The following is a 14,194-nucleotide window of genomic DNA, read 5'->3' on the forward strand; positions in this document are numbered from 1 at the left end:
CCGTATGGACTGTATCTTTTGTAAAATCTCAAAAGGTGAAGTAAGCTCCGAAGTTGTCTTTGAGGATGACGATGTTAAGGTTTTTAAAGATATTCATCCCAAGGCTCCGGTGCATCTTTTGGTCATCCCCAAAATTCATATCCAGTCCATCGCGCATCTTGAGGCAGACCACAGTGACGTAATTACGAAGTTGATATATACTGCCAAAAAAATTGCCGGAGACCTGGGTCTTAAGGGGTATAAACTGATTTTTAATGTGGGGCGCGAGGGCGGGCAGGTAGTTGACCATCTGCACCTGCATATTTTGGGTGGCTGGTCGAACATAGAAGACCCGGATAAGTTTAGAGTTTAAAGTTAAATTAACAGGTTATGGTAGAAGTCAGAAAAAGAGAACACGAAACCACCGGAGCAATGCTCCGAAGATTCACCCGAAGGGTACAGCGCTCGGGGGTTTTGATAAATGCCCGTAAGACAAGATTTTATGTGCCCAAGCCCAAGAGGCGTTTTATTAGAGAACGGGCCCTCCGGCGCATACAGACCGCAAAAGAGCGCGAGCGTTTGGAGAAATTAGGAAAGTTAAAAGAAGGAGAGAGGTAAGATGACGTGGCCTCCCGTCTACGGGCAGGCCTCGCTAATATAATTTGGTCTCGTCATGAATCTCAAGCAAAAAATTGAACAGGATATAAAAGAGGCTATGCGTTCCAAAGACGAGCTTCGTTTATCGGTTTTACGGATGCTATCCTCCGCGATTCACAATAAAGAGCTTGAAAAGCGCGCGAAAAGCGGAAAAGTAGAAGAGTTGATGGAAGAGGAAGTCGTGGCGGTTTTGCGCTCCGAAGTTAAAAAACGGCGTGATGCCATAAGCGAGTTTGAAAAAGGCGGCCGGAAAGATTTGGTTGAAAAAGAAACTGCTGAATTAAAAATTTTGGAGGAATATTTGCCCTCCGAACTTCCCGACGAGGAAATAGAAAAAATTGTAAAAGAGGTAATTGCGGGAATTGGCGAGGTTGCTCCAAAAGATTTCGGCCGCGTAATGGGAGAGGTAATGAAGAGAGTTAAGGGTCAGGCGAGCGGGGAGCGAGTAAGCGAGGCCGTCCGTCAACTACTCGGTATCCAACCTTGAATTATATGTAAGGATATGCTATCTTTGAGCTATGAGCGTAATTACTATTCCCAAAAAAGAATATCGGATACTGCTTGACGCGAAGTTAAGATATGAGTATTTGCGGCAGGTTATGGAAAAGGATATTTTTTCGCCTCCACCGACTAAAAAAATAACGGAAGTATTGGGGGCGTTTCGCGCGACCAAGAAATACAACCAGAAGTTTTTGAAGAGCTTGGGGCGAGGACTCCGGCGTTCCTCATATTTTAGAACATGAATATTCTCCAAATTCATCAGGGGATTTTGGAGTATGTGAGAAAGAGGGGGTTTGAAGCGAAGTTTCGAAAACAGTGCTTGATATTTGCGCAAAATCCCTTTCATCCGGGCCTTGATACTAAACTGCTGGAGCCGTCCAAGATGCGGATTTGGAGTTTCCGAATTGACCGGAAGTACCGGGCAATTTTTATTTTCCGGGGAAAAGATACGATTGAGATTATTGATGTAAATAATCACTATCAATAAGGTAGAAATAAAAAAGTGCGCAGAGCGCACGACGATGTTTATCCGCAAGGAAAGTAATTAATAAAACTGCTTGAACCCCGGATGACGACAGATAGGGTTTGAACTTTGGTTTTTCCTCCGTCGCATAATACCTGCGTAGCGCGAATTCTCCATTTTCCTGGAGGCACGAGGCGCTTAAAATAGATTTTGCCGCTTCTGTCGGTAACGTACTGTATCGACGTGGTGCCATCTTCTGTCTCAAGCCTGATGCTTTCCCTGGAGATAGGAACTGGAGGATTGTCGGAGCTTAGAACCTGAATTGTTACTTTTTCTGCAACACGTTCTTCTGTTTTAAATAACGAGTTAATAACGATTGGGCCAAAAGCGGCTATAATAAGAAACCCCAGGATCCATATAAAAACCCGAGCCATGTCTTTCATTTGTCCACCTTTGTCCAATGAGCCAAATTTATGGTAGTTTTATTTAGAAAATTTGTCAACCTACTACCAGAATCTATTCGTGGGAAGTTGCCAAGAAAGGTAGTTGTTGAAGAGATTTCATTGCAGGAGGCGCAGAGGCTTAATCGTTTATACCGCCGGAAAAACAAGCCCGCCAACGTCCTTTCTTTTCGTTACGCCGACGATTATGGTGAAATCCTCGTATGTTCTGCGGTTATTCGCCGCGAGGCCAAAAAGCAAGGGAATTCCTATAAATACCAGATGACATGGATGATAGTTCATGGTATGTTACATTTGGCGGGGTTGCATCACGAAAAGTCAAAGATCATTGCTGAGAGAACGAAGGCGCTTGAAGAAAAAATCTTGAAGAAAGTATGGCTAGAAACCTAATCGCGGCTTTAGATGTCGGCACCTCCACGGTTCAGACCGTAGTGGCCGAAAAGAAAAAAGGAGAAGAAACCCTCCGTATTTTAGGTATAGGAATGGTCCCATCAGTCGGCATCAGACGCGGGGTGGTGGTTGATCTTGAGGATGCTGCCTCTTCCATCCGAAAATCCGTGGCCGAAGCCCAGCGGGCCGCTGGTGTTCCTGTCAGGTCGGTTTGGCTAAATGTGGGCGGCTCCCACATTTCTGTATCATCTTCACGCGGGGTGGTGGCAGTATCGCGGGCTGACGGCGAAATTTCTCCGGAAGATGTTAGACGGGCCATTGCCGCTGCGGAAACCTTTATCCCCAAAAATCCCAATAAAGAGATTTTGCATATGATTCCCCGTGATTTTAAAGTTGATCACGAAGCAGGGATTAAGGATCCGGTGGGCATGCATGGAGTGCGCTTGGAAGTGGACACTCTGATTATTGAATGTTCGGCCCCATTTTTAAAAAATCTTTTCAAATGTGTAGAAGGAGCGGGTCTGCGGGTAGAGGATTACGTGTTTTCACCCTTGGCCGCGGCTGACGCCGTTCTAACTAAAAGGCAGAAAGAGTTGGGGGTTATGCTTCTTGATTTGGGGGGCGGCACGGCAAGTTTTATGATCTTTGAAGAAGGAGTGCCTATTCATGCCGGGGTGATTCCTATCGGAGGAAACCACATTACCAACGACGTTGCCATTGGTTTTAGAACACATGTAGACGTTGCAGAAAGAATTAAAACTACTCATGGATCTTGTTTGCCGTCAGAACTTCCCAAACGGGATACTATTCGTTTGGCCGAATTTATACCCGATGAAGCCGGTCAGTATTCACGCAAAGAACTCGCCGAAATAATAGAGGCCCGACTAAGAGACATTTTTGAACTCTTACAAAAAGAATTAAAAAAAGTTGACAGAGCCCAACTTTTACCTGCCGGTATAGTTTTAGTTGGCGGTTCGGTCCTTATGCCGGGCATTGTGGAATTAACCAAACGGGAACTTAAACTACCGACAGAAATAGGGTGTCCCGAGGAGTTTCTAAATTCTATTGACGACAAGGTGGCGCCTGCTTTTGTTCCGGTTCTGGGTCTGGCTAAATGGGCAGGTACAAGGGTTGCGGAGTCTCGCTCTATTTTAGGAGGGCACAGATCGTCTGGCGGCGAGGGGACTTTTATCCGTTGGCTGCGGTCGCTTCTGCCCTAAGATCCAAGCCTACCCGCGCACCAGAGGGCCATGGGCTTTACCCGTGGGTGAATGACCCTCGGTGCGGGGTTCCGCCCCACGCGCGAGCGTGGGAGGAACCCCGTAACACGGGGTGCCACGCGCTCTGCGCGTGGGGCTCCACAAATTTTTTGGCGCCTTCCTTCAAGTGCTACACTTTGTCCCATAGAATAAACTGTGGGTTTTTTGTGAATAACCGGTGGAGAGAAAAACTATTGCATTACCAGAGGCTACGTGCTACATATACCATTGCGAAAGAAGGTTATTATTATGCCCCAGCTTAAACCAGACATTGAAACATACGCACGGATTAAGGTGGTGGGAATCGGCGGAGGCGGCGGCAAGGCAGTAACTCGCATGATTGACCATAAAATAAATGGGGTTGATTTTATTACTATAAATACAGATGCGCAGGATCTTCATTTCACCAAGGCCCGCCAAAAAATTCATATAGGAAAAAATTTGACCAAAGGACTTGGCGCCGGTATGAATCCGGAGATCGGTAGACAGGCGGCAGAAGAAAATCGCGATGAAATTCACGAGGCGCTGAAGGGTGCGGACATGGTATTTTTAACTTGCGGTCTTGGCGGAGGTACGGGATCCGGTGCCTCTCCGATCATTGCTGAAGTTGCCAGAGATTCCGGGGCGCTTACCATTGGTGTTATTACCAAACCGTTTACTTTTGAGGGTGCACAGAGGGCTCGTATTGCGGAAGAGGCTTGGTTTCAGTTGAAAGACAGAGTGGACGCACTGATCACAATTCAAAATGATCGTTTACTCAACGTGATTACCAAGGATACATCCTTGTTGCAGGCTTTCACTATTTGCGACGACGTTTTAAGGCAGGCAGTTCAGGGCATCTCGGATTTAATTATTACTCCCGGCATAATCAATGTAGATTTTGCCGATGTTCGTGCCGTTATGCAAGATGCCGGTTCCGCCCTTATGGGTGTGGGAGTGGGAAGTGGCGAGGATCGAGCCGCGGCCGCGGCTAAAGCCGCCGTCAGCTCGCCGCTTCTTGATATTTCTGTTGATGGTGCGCGGGGCGTGCTATTTAACGTTTCTGGAGGACCGGATATGACGATGTACGAAATCAACGAGGCGGCCAAGGTGATTACGGAGTCAATTGATCGTGAGGCCAAGGTTATTTTCGGCGCGGTGCACGACGAGAGGTTAAAGAAGGGCGAATTAAAAATTACAGTGATTGCTACCGGCTTTAATTCTACGGGGGGTACGCTTAAGTTGCCTTTAAACAGGGAAGAAAGGCAAGATCCTAAAAAGCAGAGTGATAAGGCAATTGTGGCTGGTGAGGAGTCCGAGTGGGATTCGGTGCCGGCTTTTCTGCGAAGGAAGGGTAAATAAGAGCCTCTTACGTAGGTTTCAACGGCTTTGGCTAGGCCGTTTTTTGTTTCCTTTGTCAATATTTTATTATTTATCCACAGAAAAATTTTGATTGGTGCTTTTAAGATGATAATATGAAAATACACATTAAAATATTTAATATTTTACAAAAGTTCTCTTTCGCCCGGACGGCCTTGTCCCCCACCTATTTTGAACTAGCGCCAGCATAGATTAAACCTTCTATTGCCTGCGGCAGTGATCAGCCCGGGCTGGAAGTTTACTAATTTAGCAATTTACGACTTTGAGTTGTTCAAAATAGGTGGGGGATGAACCGAGGAGGGGTGAAAGAGAATTTTTGTCTCAAAAATAATATGCCTAAAGCCATCGTGCATCGTGATATTGTTCAGGGTCGCATTCCAACCAAAAAAATTCCGCTCCGGCGTATCTTAACAAAAGAAGGCACGCATCCTTTTGCCGAGGTTGAGTGGAAAAAAGTGACCATAACGGTGCGCGGCATAAATGGTCATGTTGAAGAACGGGAACTGGAGTTTCCGGCATTTTGGTCGGAGAATGCAACCGCCATTGCCGGCTCCAAATATTTTCGCGGCCGTATCGGTTCTCCGGAACGCGAGTCGTCCGCCCGGTCCATGGTTGCACGCGTTGCTCACACAATTCGGGAGTGGGGCATGCAGTTTGGATATTTTGACGAAGACCAAGAAGCCAACATATTTGAAGACGAACTAACTCATATTTTGTTGCATCAGAAAGCCGCGTTTAATTCTCCGGTATGGTTTAATGTCGGTGTAGAATCGCCTGCGCAGTGCTCTGCTTGTTTTATACTTTCCGTAGATGACAACATGGAGTCAATTCTCACCTGGATTTACAACGAAGGCATGATTTTCAAACGCGGCTCCGGAACCGGAGTGAATTTATCACCGTTGCGTTCGTGTCTGGAAACCCTTTCCAAGGGCGGACATTCTTCGGGCCCCGTTTCTTTCATGCGCGGAGCGGATGCGGTGGCAGGAATGATTGCCTCGGGCGGGTCAACAAGACGAGCCGCCAAAATGGTGGTTCTAAACATTGACCACCCGGACATAATGAGGTTTATACGCTGCAAGGCGGAAGAAGAAAAAAAGGCGCGAGCCCTGATACAGGCAGGCTACAACATGTATGACTTAAATAACGAGGCTTGGCATTCTATCCAGTATCAAAATGCCAATAATTCGGTCCGGGTCACGGACGAATTTATGACTGCGGTGGAAAATGACGAGAAGTTTGCCACGCGGCTGGTTCAAACAGGAAAAGTTGCGCAGGAGTACCGAGCGAGAGACCTTATGCAGCAGATCGCGCAGGCCGCATGGGAATCTGGAGATCCGGGAATGCAATACGATACCACGATTAATAAATGGCACACTTGTCCTAACAGCGGAAGGATTAATGCCTCTAACCCCTGCGCCGAATATATGCACTTAGACGATTCTGCCTGTAACCTTGCCTCCATTAACGTTTTAAAATATTTGAATTCTGACGGTAGTTTTAATGTACATGATTTTATACATACAGTTGACGTTGTTATCTTGGCGCAAGATATTATTGTGGGCGCTTCAAGTTATCCGACGGAACGAATCACCAAAAACGCCCACAATTTTCGTCAGCTAGGTCTGGGGTACGCAAACCTTGGAGCGCTTCTGATGACTTGGGGTTTTCCTTATAGCTCCGACGAAGCGCGGCATAGCGCCGCGGCCATAACTGCACTTATGTGCGGAGAAGCGTATCGCTATTCGGCTGAGATTGCACGCCGTATGGGTCCCTATGCTGGTTACAAAATCAACAAGGAGTCGCAGATGAATGTGGTTGCCATGCACCGCGAAGCCACGAGTCGTGTACGTGAGAGTAAGGTGGCGGATAGAAACATTTATACTGCCGCTAAAAGATCTTGGGACGAGGCCTTGGTTCTTGGAAAGAAATATGGAGTGCGCAATTCGCAAGTTACGGTCATTGCGCCGACCGGAACCATCGCTTTAATGATGGACTGCGCCACCACGGGGGTGGAGCCGGAATTTGCGCTGATAAAGACTAAAAATTTGGTAGGCGGCGGCACTATGAAATTTGTAAACACTGCGGTTCCGGAAGCTCTGAAGCGATTGGGGTACAGCGAGGAAGAAGTACGGGTCATTGTTGAGTATCTGGAGAAGCAGGGGACTATTGAGGGTGCGCCTAGTCTGAAAGAAGAACATCTGGCGGTTTTTGATTGTGCTGTCAAACCAACTAACGGTAAAAGATCAATTCCTTGGCAGGGACATGTGAAGATGGTTGCGGCAGTCCAGCCCTTTATTTCCGGCGCGATTTCCAAAACATTTAATATGCCCAACGAAACCACTGCTGAAGAAATCATGCAGGCCTATATTATGGGTTGGAAACTGGGGCTTAAGGCCTTTGCAGTGTATCGCGATGGTTCCAAGGCGGCCCAACCGTTGATTACCTCAACTTCCGGCGCAAGCAAGAAGCTGGTAAAACCAGTACGTCGTAGGCTTCCCGCAACTCGTCCTTCCGAAACTCACAAGTTTTCCATTGCCGGACACGAGGGTTACCTGACCTATAGCACTTATGAAAATGGCGACTTGGCAGAAATTTTTATCCGGATGTCAAAACAGGGATCTACCTTGGCCGGGCTTCTGGACTCTTTTGCTATTTCAATTTCCATTGCGCTTCAGCACGGAGTGCCGCTGAAAACTCTCGCGCGGAAATTTGTGTACGGAAGGTTTGAGCCGGCAGGATACACGGAAAATCCGGCTATTCAGGTTGCCACCTCCATCACTGATTACATTTTCAGGTACCTTGCGCTCCGCTTTCTTGGACAAGATGATCTGGATGAGTTGGGAGTTAAGGCGCCGCCCAAAGAAATGGAAGCTATGACCAAGCAAGTGATTGGCGCCCAGAAGGCCCTGCCCGAGGAAAAAACCGTGGTCTATGCAGACAGCATGTGTCGCGAATGCGGCGGTATGATGATTCAGACCGGATCCTGCAAAACCTGTTTTCAATGCGGGGCGACTTCAGGGGGATGTTAATTTCGCTTCGGAAATATGCTTTGAAAAACTTCGCGCCGCCCCACCGAGGCGGCGCTCATCACGGGTCGGCCTCGCTCGCTCACTTCGTTCGCACCGTGGCCGCTCGTCCTCCCAGTGTTTTCAAAACATATTTCCTCGCTTTACAGTTTTTCCCCACTGTCTCGAAAACGCACAGGCTCGTTTTATAAACCCAAATGTTCAAACTTTAAATATTGAAATTTTGCAGCGATCCTTGTTTTTGGATTTGTTTTTTTAAAAAAGAAAACCGGCGAAAGGGATAGAACCCTTGATGCCGGTTCAATTGTTCAGGATCTATTCCTTTATGAGGATTCCTAGGCCTATAACCATACATGCAACCCCTCCCAATGCAGTTGTAAACATGTAGTCTCTCGCCCACCAGAAGAGGCTTAGGAAGACTTTATCTCCTGCAGCAAATCCAAACGGCGCTAGAACAAACGCGACCCCGATGCCCAACAATAACGTGACTAGTATCTTTCTCATACAGACCCCCTTGGCTCTATGGTTCTATTTATATATTACCATAGATTTAAGTTAAAAGTCAAATGCTCTACATATTCACAGGTAACGGCAAGGGCAAGACAACGGCGGCTCTCGGACAAGCCATGCGAGCGGTTGGTGAAGGAAAACGAGTACTGATGGTTCAATTTATCAAGGGCCCCTGGAAATCAGGGGAGGATTTTTTAGCTAAGGGGCTTGAGCCCCATTTTAAGTTGGTGAAGATGGGCAAAGGGTTTGTCGGAATTATGGGTGATAAACTTCCGCGCGAAGAGCATGAGAAAGCGGCCGAGGAGGCGCTTGAGTATGCGCGAAAAGAAATAGAATCCGGCAACTGGGACATTGTAGTTTTGGATGAAATAAATAATGCAGTTTCACTAAATTTAATTTCCAAAGAAAAAGTTTTAGAACTCCTACAAGCTATAAGCTATAAGCTACAAGCTATAATTCTAACCGGCCGTGATGCCCCTAAAGAATTTATTGATAGAGCCGACCTTGTTACCGAGATGAGGGATATTAAACATCCATACCACAAGGGGGTTAAAGGAAAACGAGGACTTGAGTATTAGTTGACAGGATTTATTGAAGGTAATATAATATATTGCAGTTCTGTACCCTTTAATGGAGATTGGTTATGGCGTGTCACGTAGAGCTCCATGAGGACCTTCCTGCGCCGTTATGTTTTGCAAGGCTTGCCAGCAGTGTTCTTTCCGTCCTTCGTGATCTTCCCGAACGTAGATTTGACCTAAAATGGAGCGAGATCCTGACTCTTCAAGCTGGACAGGAATTTCTTGAGATGGTTTTTGAATATATGTCAGGGAGACGACAGTTGTTTCATGAGCCTCAAGAGGAGCGAGATCGCATTTTATTAGCACATAGGCTGGTGCTAAAAACACTTGGTGCTAAGGAAGGAGACTCAGCAGACTGTGGTGAATGTGAACGAGCCACCGTTAACTACATAGACGTACTCGTCTCTTACTCTCTGCGCCTATATGTTGCTGAGGTGAGAATCATCAGAGAAATGGAGGGTTTTTTCTGGCATGTTAGACAGTTGGCATTAGAAGAGGTGAGTAAAGATAAAGTAATTGAGCGTGTGCAGATGGAATCGTCAGGCCAGCACCACTGTTAGCCGTTCGGCATCAGCCGGCGGTTTTTAAATTATTGTCCGGAACCCCAACCCCTAAAATTTTATCTTAACACTTTTTGACGATCGTCAAAAAGTGTTAAGATAAAATTTTGGTTGAAAGATCTGCCCAATTTGTTAAGGTGCCACCATGACCAAATCCCGTATTTTTCTATTTTTGCTGCTGGCGTTCGTTGCGGGGGTTGCCGTCCGATCATTTATTTCCGTTTCAGTTTTTATGATCTGGTTTGGTATACTGTTGGCGGTAGTCGTCGTTATTTTGGGAATTTTTAAAAAACAAAAAGCCGCAACCCTGTACGGCTTTTTGTTTTTGGCGTTTCTTGCCGGAATTTTTAGGTTTATGGCGGCTGAACATTCCCCGCCGGATCTTACGGCTCTTTACGGCAATCCGATAACAATACAAGGAATCGTAGTTGAGGAGCCGGAGCAGAAAGAAACCACTCAGCATCTGAAAGTTAAGATAGGGTCGTTTGCGCCGAATTTTTATACTCTAGCAACTACCCGAAAATATCCGGAGTACAAAATGGGGGATGAGCTGAAAATTGCCGGTCTGTTGCAGAAACCAGAGAATTATGACGACTTTGATTATATATCTTATCTTGCCAAAGAAGATATTTATAGCACCATGTCGTTTCCCCTTATAGAAAAAGTTGGAGAAAGGCGCGGCAACAAATTAAGAATTTCTCTCTCCGAAATTAAAAAATCGTTTGAGGAGAAAATTGATCGGGTGCTACCCGAACCGCACGCCTCGTTTTTAAAAGGACTTTTGTTGGGAGAACGCGGGTCTTTGCCCAAAGATTTGGTGGAAAATTTTAATCGCACCGGCACTACACATATTGTTGCACTCTCCGGCTACAACATTACTCTGGTGGGCAGGTTTTTTGTTAACCTGCTCTTGTTTCTTACGATTCCTTTCCAGATTTCTTTTTGGGTTGCTTCAGTTGCCATAATGCTTTTTGTAATTCTTACCGGTGCTTCCCCCAGTGTCGTGCGGGCGGGGATTATGGGAATTTTGGTACTGGTTGCCAACCGTGAAGGTAGGTCCTATCACATGACTAATGCCCTTGTTTTGGCCGGCGCCGTGATGATTTTTCAAAATCCCAAAATTTTGCGTTTTGACACCGCATTTCAGTTGTCTTTTCTTGCAACCATCGGATTAGTTTACCTTTCGCCATATGTTGAAAACTATATTGATCGCATACGTTTCAGATTAAGTCAGGCGCGCGCCAGATTTATTTTGGAACGTAAAAAGAGCTTCAAGAGTAAACAGATTCTTACAGAGACCCTCTCGGCACAGCTTATGGTACTACCTTTATTAATTTATCTTTTCGGCCGGGTATCATTTATAAGTCCCATAACTAATGTTTTGATTCTACTCGCGGTTCCTTACTCCATGGCCGTGGGTTTTGCGGCCGGCGCGCTGGGATTTTTGTGGGAGCCGTTGAGCCTGGTCGCGGGTTATGCGGTATGGTTTTTGCTTGAGTATAAAATTCGCACCATAGAACTTTTTGGATCTCTGCCCTATGCTTCACTACAGCTGGGAGAGTGGTTTTTGGTGCCGTTGGTGCTTGGTTACGGCTATGTGGCTTTTAGGCTATGGAAAAAAGCAGCAAAAACGCAAAATTAATATCGTTAATAATTCTTGCTACAGTTTCGGTCACGATTTGGTATGCGGTTTTTTACTTTGAAGCGCGCCAAAACCTTATCGTGAACTTTTTTGATGTGGGACAGGGTGATGCGATTTTTATAGAGGTTCCTGACGGAAATCAGATTTTAATAGACGGGGGACCAAACGACAAAATCCTTTCCAGGCTTGGCGGTGTTATGCCTTTTTGGGACCGCGATATTGATCTTCTGGTTTTAACCCACCCGCACGCCGACCACCTAGACGGACTTTTAGAAGTTTTGAAACGTTACAACATAGGTCAGGTGCTGGAGTCGGGGGCAGAACACTCAATTCCTGAATATCAAGAGTGGCGCGATCTTTTGAGAACAAAAAACGTCCCCGTATTTGTGGCCCAACGCGGGCAAAAAGTTAAGGCCGGCGGAGCAGTTTTTGTCGTCCTTGCCCCGTTTGAAAATTACGGCGGCAAAACCCTAAAAAATATTCATGACGCCACAGTTATTTTAAAAATGAATTACGGTTCAACCACGGCCCTTTTTACGGGAGACGCCGAGAAGCAGCTTGAATATAGACTGTTGTGGAGTAACTCGGATATAAAATCAGATATTCTTAAGGTTGGTCACCATGGTTCTAAAACTTCAACTTCGGAAGAATTTTTAAAAGCAGTGTCACCGAAATTTGCCGTAGTACAAGTTGGCCGCAAAAATCGTTACGGCCATCCGGCGCAGGAGGTACTGGATCGTATAGCCGGCGCGGGCGTAGCCCTTTTTAGGGTTGACCTTGATCGTGATACTGAATTTGTCAGTAATGGTTTACAGTTTTGGCAAAAATAGTTAGGATAGAAATCATGGAAGTAAAAAAACATCCCAAAGAAGAACGGACGTTTCTCTTGATAAAGCCCGATGGCGTAAAGCGCGGACTGGTTGGTGAGTGTATAAAACGAATTGAGCAACGAGGACTTAAAATTATTGCGTTTAAAATGGTCAGGGCGGGCGAGGAACATGCGCGTACCCACTATCCCGGAACTGAAAAGTGGCTGCGGGGAATGGGCGAGAAAACACTTGAGACTTATGCCAAATACGGAAAAGACCCCAAAAACGAATTAGGCACTGATGACCCGTTTAAAATAGGGGAGCAGATTTATAAATGGAATACGGATTTTCTTACTTCGGGGCCAGTAGTGGCCACGATTATTTCCGGGATCCATGCGATTGATATGGTTCGTAAAATAGTGGGTAAAACCGTACCGGCTCTGGCGGAGATGGGAACAATACGAGGCGACTTTTCGGTTGATTCTCCGGTGCTGGCCAATGGCGGCAAGCGGGCTATCCACAATGTTGTGCATGCTTCAGGAGATCCGGAGGAGGCGGAGCATGAAATTGAACACTGGTTTTCGCCAGAAGAAATACACGACTACAAGAGAGCGGAGGAAGACATAATGTTTTGAAATCAAAAAACCGCGCAGACGCGGTTTTTTGATACCCCACCGTTTCAAGAACAAAAGGCATTTAGCATAAATCCAAGTGGGTCGCCGCAACCCTCGGTCCAAAGACCTAGGTACTATAAGCGTCCCAAGTAAAAACAATTGTCCTAAAGCCTAAATTCTTGAGCAGTGAGGCTAACCTTAATATAACAAATTAAAAACCTGCTTGCTACTAAAATATCCCCAGTCGGGTTATATTATTTGAGTACCTTGAAAAAGGGTTTTTATGAAAATTCTGGTTGTGGGACTCGGAACTATCGGGGAGCCCTTGGCCCGGCTTTTTCTTAAGGTTAAGGACAGACTGGGCATTGAGGAACTTATGGTGCATAAAAACACCCCCGAACTTAAATATCGTGGAATGCTTAGCCGTTTTCGTCAGTTTGGGGCAAAACAGGTTGTCTATGTAGAAAAGAAAGAGGAGTTCTCCAAGCTTCTGGCGCCGAGCTCTTTTGATGCAGACTATACTTTTGAGGAGGCAATTATGCGGGCCGACGTTATTGTGGATTGTACGGTTAAGGGCGTGGGCCGGATGCTAAAAGAGAAGTACTATCGTCACTTGCCCAACCCCAAAGTAATTTTTCAGGGGTCGGAAAAGGGCACCGGTAAGCCCTATGCTTTTTCGATTAACGACAAGGCCCTGATCCCCAACGAAGATAAGTTTATCCAGGTTGTAAGCTGTAACACCCATCAGATTCTTTGTATTTTGCAGACATTGGTATTTGCCTATGGCGGGGTGGAGAATCTTGGACAGGCCCGTTTCTATATTGCGCGACGTGCCAACGATATTTCCCAGACCGAATCAACCGTGGGAGTAGAAGTTGAGGGTCCGGTTCATTCGTGTTTTGGTTCGCATCAGGCCGAAGACGCGGCGCGCGTTTTTGCGACTCTGGGCATTAAGGATTTAGACATTCATGCTGCTGCTGATACTTTCAACAACCCCTTTATGCATGTGATCCACTTCAATATCACGCTGCGTACAGCAGTAACTTTGGAGGAAGTTGAGCGGCGCTTTCGTCAAAACCCCCTTACTGCCGTTACTTATTGGCAGACCAACAATGAAGTTTTTGCCGAAGGGCGCGACTGGGGACATTTTGGAAGAATCCTTAATCAGACCGTAGTTTGTTTGCCCTCGCTGCAGGTGATTGGTGGTGGCCACGAAGTGGTGGGACGGTGTTTTACACCGCAGGACGGCAACGCCATTTTATCTTCTGTGGCCGCTGCGCTTTGGTTTCGGGATCCTATAAAGTACCGTGAAGAACTTCAGGAAAACTTTTTTAAGCTCCCCTTTATTTTTGATGAAGTCTAAAAAACAAAACAGACCGTACGGTC

The 14,194-nt window shown here is 46.3% G+C and carries 17 protein-coding genes; 15 read left to right on the forward strand and 2 right to left on the reverse strand.

The annotated features are described in order from the left end of the window. Positions 1 to 4: 4 nt before the first annotated feature. Genes HYW89_03240 through HYW89_03260 form a run of 5 tightly spaced genes read left to right on the forward strand, consistent with a single transcriptional unit; the run spans position 5 to position 1,624 of the window. Positions 5 to 352 (forward strand): histidine triad nucleotide-binding protein, encoded by a 348-nt coding sequence (locus HYW89_03240; GenBank protein QQG44994.1) that lies wholly within the window; start codon positions 5 to 7, stop codon positions 350 to 352. 17 nt (positions 353 to 369) lie between these two features. After that, positions 370 to 597, forward strand: a complete 228-nt coding sequence (locus tag HYW89_03245; protein ID QQG44995.1) for a 30S ribosomal protein S21 — start codon at positions 370 to 372, stop codon at positions 595 to 597. Positions 598 to 652: 55 nt separating this feature from the next. Next, positions 653 to 1,123 carry a GatB/YqeY domain-containing protein gene (locus HYW89_03250; GenBank protein QQG44996.1) on the forward strand — a complete coding sequence of 157 codons (471 nt, stop codon included), beginning with the start codon at positions 653 to 655 and terminating at the stop codon, positions 1,121 to 1,123. Between the two features lie 31 nt (positions 1,124 to 1,154). Next, positions 1,155 to 1,379 carry a hypothetical protein gene (locus tag HYW89_03255; GenBank protein ID QQG44997.1) on the forward strand — a complete coding sequence of 75 codons (225 nt, stop codon included), beginning with the start codon at positions 1,155 to 1,157 and terminating at the stop codon, positions 1,377 to 1,379. Further along, positions 1,376 to 1,624 carry a hypothetical protein gene (locus HYW89_03260; GenBank protein QQG44998.1) on the forward strand — a complete coding sequence of 83 codons (249 nt, stop codon included), beginning with the start codon at positions 1,376 to 1,378 and terminating at the stop codon, positions 1,622 to 1,624. Before HYW89_03255 ends, HYW89_03260 begins: the two co-directional genes overlap by 4 nt. Before the next feature lie 38 nt (positions 1,625 to 1,662). On the opposite strand, the gene HYW89_03265 is transcribed toward HYW89_03260, so the two are convergent. Next, positions 1,663 to 2,043, reverse strand: a complete 381-nt coding sequence (locus HYW89_03265) for a hypothetical protein (GenBank protein ID QQG44999.1) — start codon at positions 2,041 to 2,043, stop codon at positions 1,663 to 1,665. A 30-nt stretch (positions 2,044 to 2,073) separates the two neighbouring features. Here HYW89_03265 and ybeY point away from each other — a divergent pair, with 30 nt between their 5' ends. The 4 genes from ybeY to HYW89_03285 all read left to right on the forward strand — a co-directional run bounded on the left by ybeY (position 2,074) and on the right by HYW89_03285 (position 8,098). Then, positions 2,074 to 2,451, forward strand: coding sequence for an rRNA maturation RNase YbeY (gene ybeY, locus HYW89_03270; GenBank protein QQG45000.1), 378 nt, complete (start codon positions 2,074 to 2,076; stop codon positions 2,449 to 2,451). Then, entirely contained in the window at positions 2,436 to 3,671 is a 1,236-nt protein-coding gene (gene ftsA, locus HYW89_03275) for a cell division protein FtsA (GenBank protein ID QQG45001.1), read from the forward strand. Before ybeY ends, ftsA begins: the two co-directional genes overlap by 16 nt. Positions 3,672 to 3,959: 288 nt before the next feature. Continuing rightward, positions 3,960 to 5,051: a cell division protein FtsZ gene (gene ftsZ / locus HYW89_03280; GenBank protein QQG45765.1), complete on the forward strand. Its 1,092-nt coding sequence runs from the start codon at positions 3,960 to 3,962 to the stop codon at positions 5,049 to 5,051. A gap of 350 nt (positions 5,052 to 5,401) precedes the next feature. Next, a complete protein-coding gene (locus HYW89_03285) occupies positions 5,402 to 8,098 on the forward strand; it encodes a vitamin B12-dependent ribonucleotide reductase (GenBank protein ID QQG45766.1) in 2,697 nt (898 codons plus the stop codon). Positions 8,099 to 8,410: 312 nt separating this feature from the next. On the opposite strand, the gene HYW89_03290 is transcribed toward HYW89_03285, so the two are convergent. After that, positions 8,411 to 8,599 carry a hypothetical protein gene (locus HYW89_03290; protein ID QQG45002.1) on the reverse strand — a complete coding sequence of 63 codons (189 nt, stop codon included), beginning with the start codon at positions 8,597 to 8,599 and terminating at the stop codon, positions 8,411 to 8,413. 62 nt (positions 8,600 to 8,661) lie between these two features. Between HYW89_03290 and cobO the strand changes: the two genes are divergently transcribed. The 6 genes from cobO (at position 8,662) to HYW89_03320 (ending at position 14,171) form a co-directional block, all read left to right on the forward strand. Beyond that, positions 8,662 to 9,183, forward strand: a complete 522-nt coding sequence (gene cobO, locus HYW89_03295; protein ID QQG45003.1) for a cob(I)yrinic acid a,c-diamide adenosyltransferase — start codon at positions 8,662 to 8,664, stop codon at positions 9,181 to 9,183. A gap of 65 nt (positions 9,184 to 9,248) precedes the next feature. Beyond that, a complete protein-coding gene (locus HYW89_03300) occupies positions 9,249 to 9,743 on the forward strand; it encodes a hypothetical protein (protein QQG45004.1) in 495 nt (164 codons plus the stop codon). A gap of 145 nt (positions 9,744 to 9,888) precedes the next feature. Next, positions 9,889 to 11,385 carry a ComEC family competence protein gene (locus HYW89_03305; GenBank protein ID QQG45005.1) on the forward strand — a complete coding sequence of 499 codons (1,497 nt, stop codon included), beginning with the start codon at positions 9,889 to 9,891 and terminating at the stop codon, positions 11,383 to 11,385. Continuing rightward, the gene (locus HYW89_03310; protein ID QQG45006.1) at positions 11,355 to 12,215 is read left to right on the forward strand and encodes an MBL fold metallo-hydrolase; all 861 of its coding nucleotides are present in this window, start codon (positions 11,355 to 11,357) and stop codon (positions 12,213 to 12,215) included. The genes HYW89_03305 and HYW89_03310 overlap by 31 nt, the downstream gene beginning before the upstream one ends. 14 nt (positions 12,216 to 12,229) lie before the next feature. Then, complete coding sequence (locus tag HYW89_03315) at positions 12,230 to 12,829, forward strand: nucleoside-diphosphate kinase (protein QQG45007.1); 600 nt, start codon at positions 12,230 to 12,232, stop codon at positions 12,827 to 12,829. 262 nt (positions 12,830 to 13,091) lie between these two features. Next, positions 13,092 to 14,171: a hypothetical protein gene (locus HYW89_03320; protein QQG45008.1), complete on the forward strand. Its 1,080-nt coding sequence runs from the start codon at positions 13,092 to 13,094 to the stop codon at positions 14,169 to 14,171. The last annotated feature ends 23 nt before the right edge of the window (positions 14,172 to 14,194 follow it).

It is taken from the genome of Candidatus Sungiibacteriota bacterium, assembly GCA_016432465.1.
Taxonomy (GTDB): Bacteria; Patescibacteriota; Minisyncoccia; order Sungbacterales; family HO2-52-23.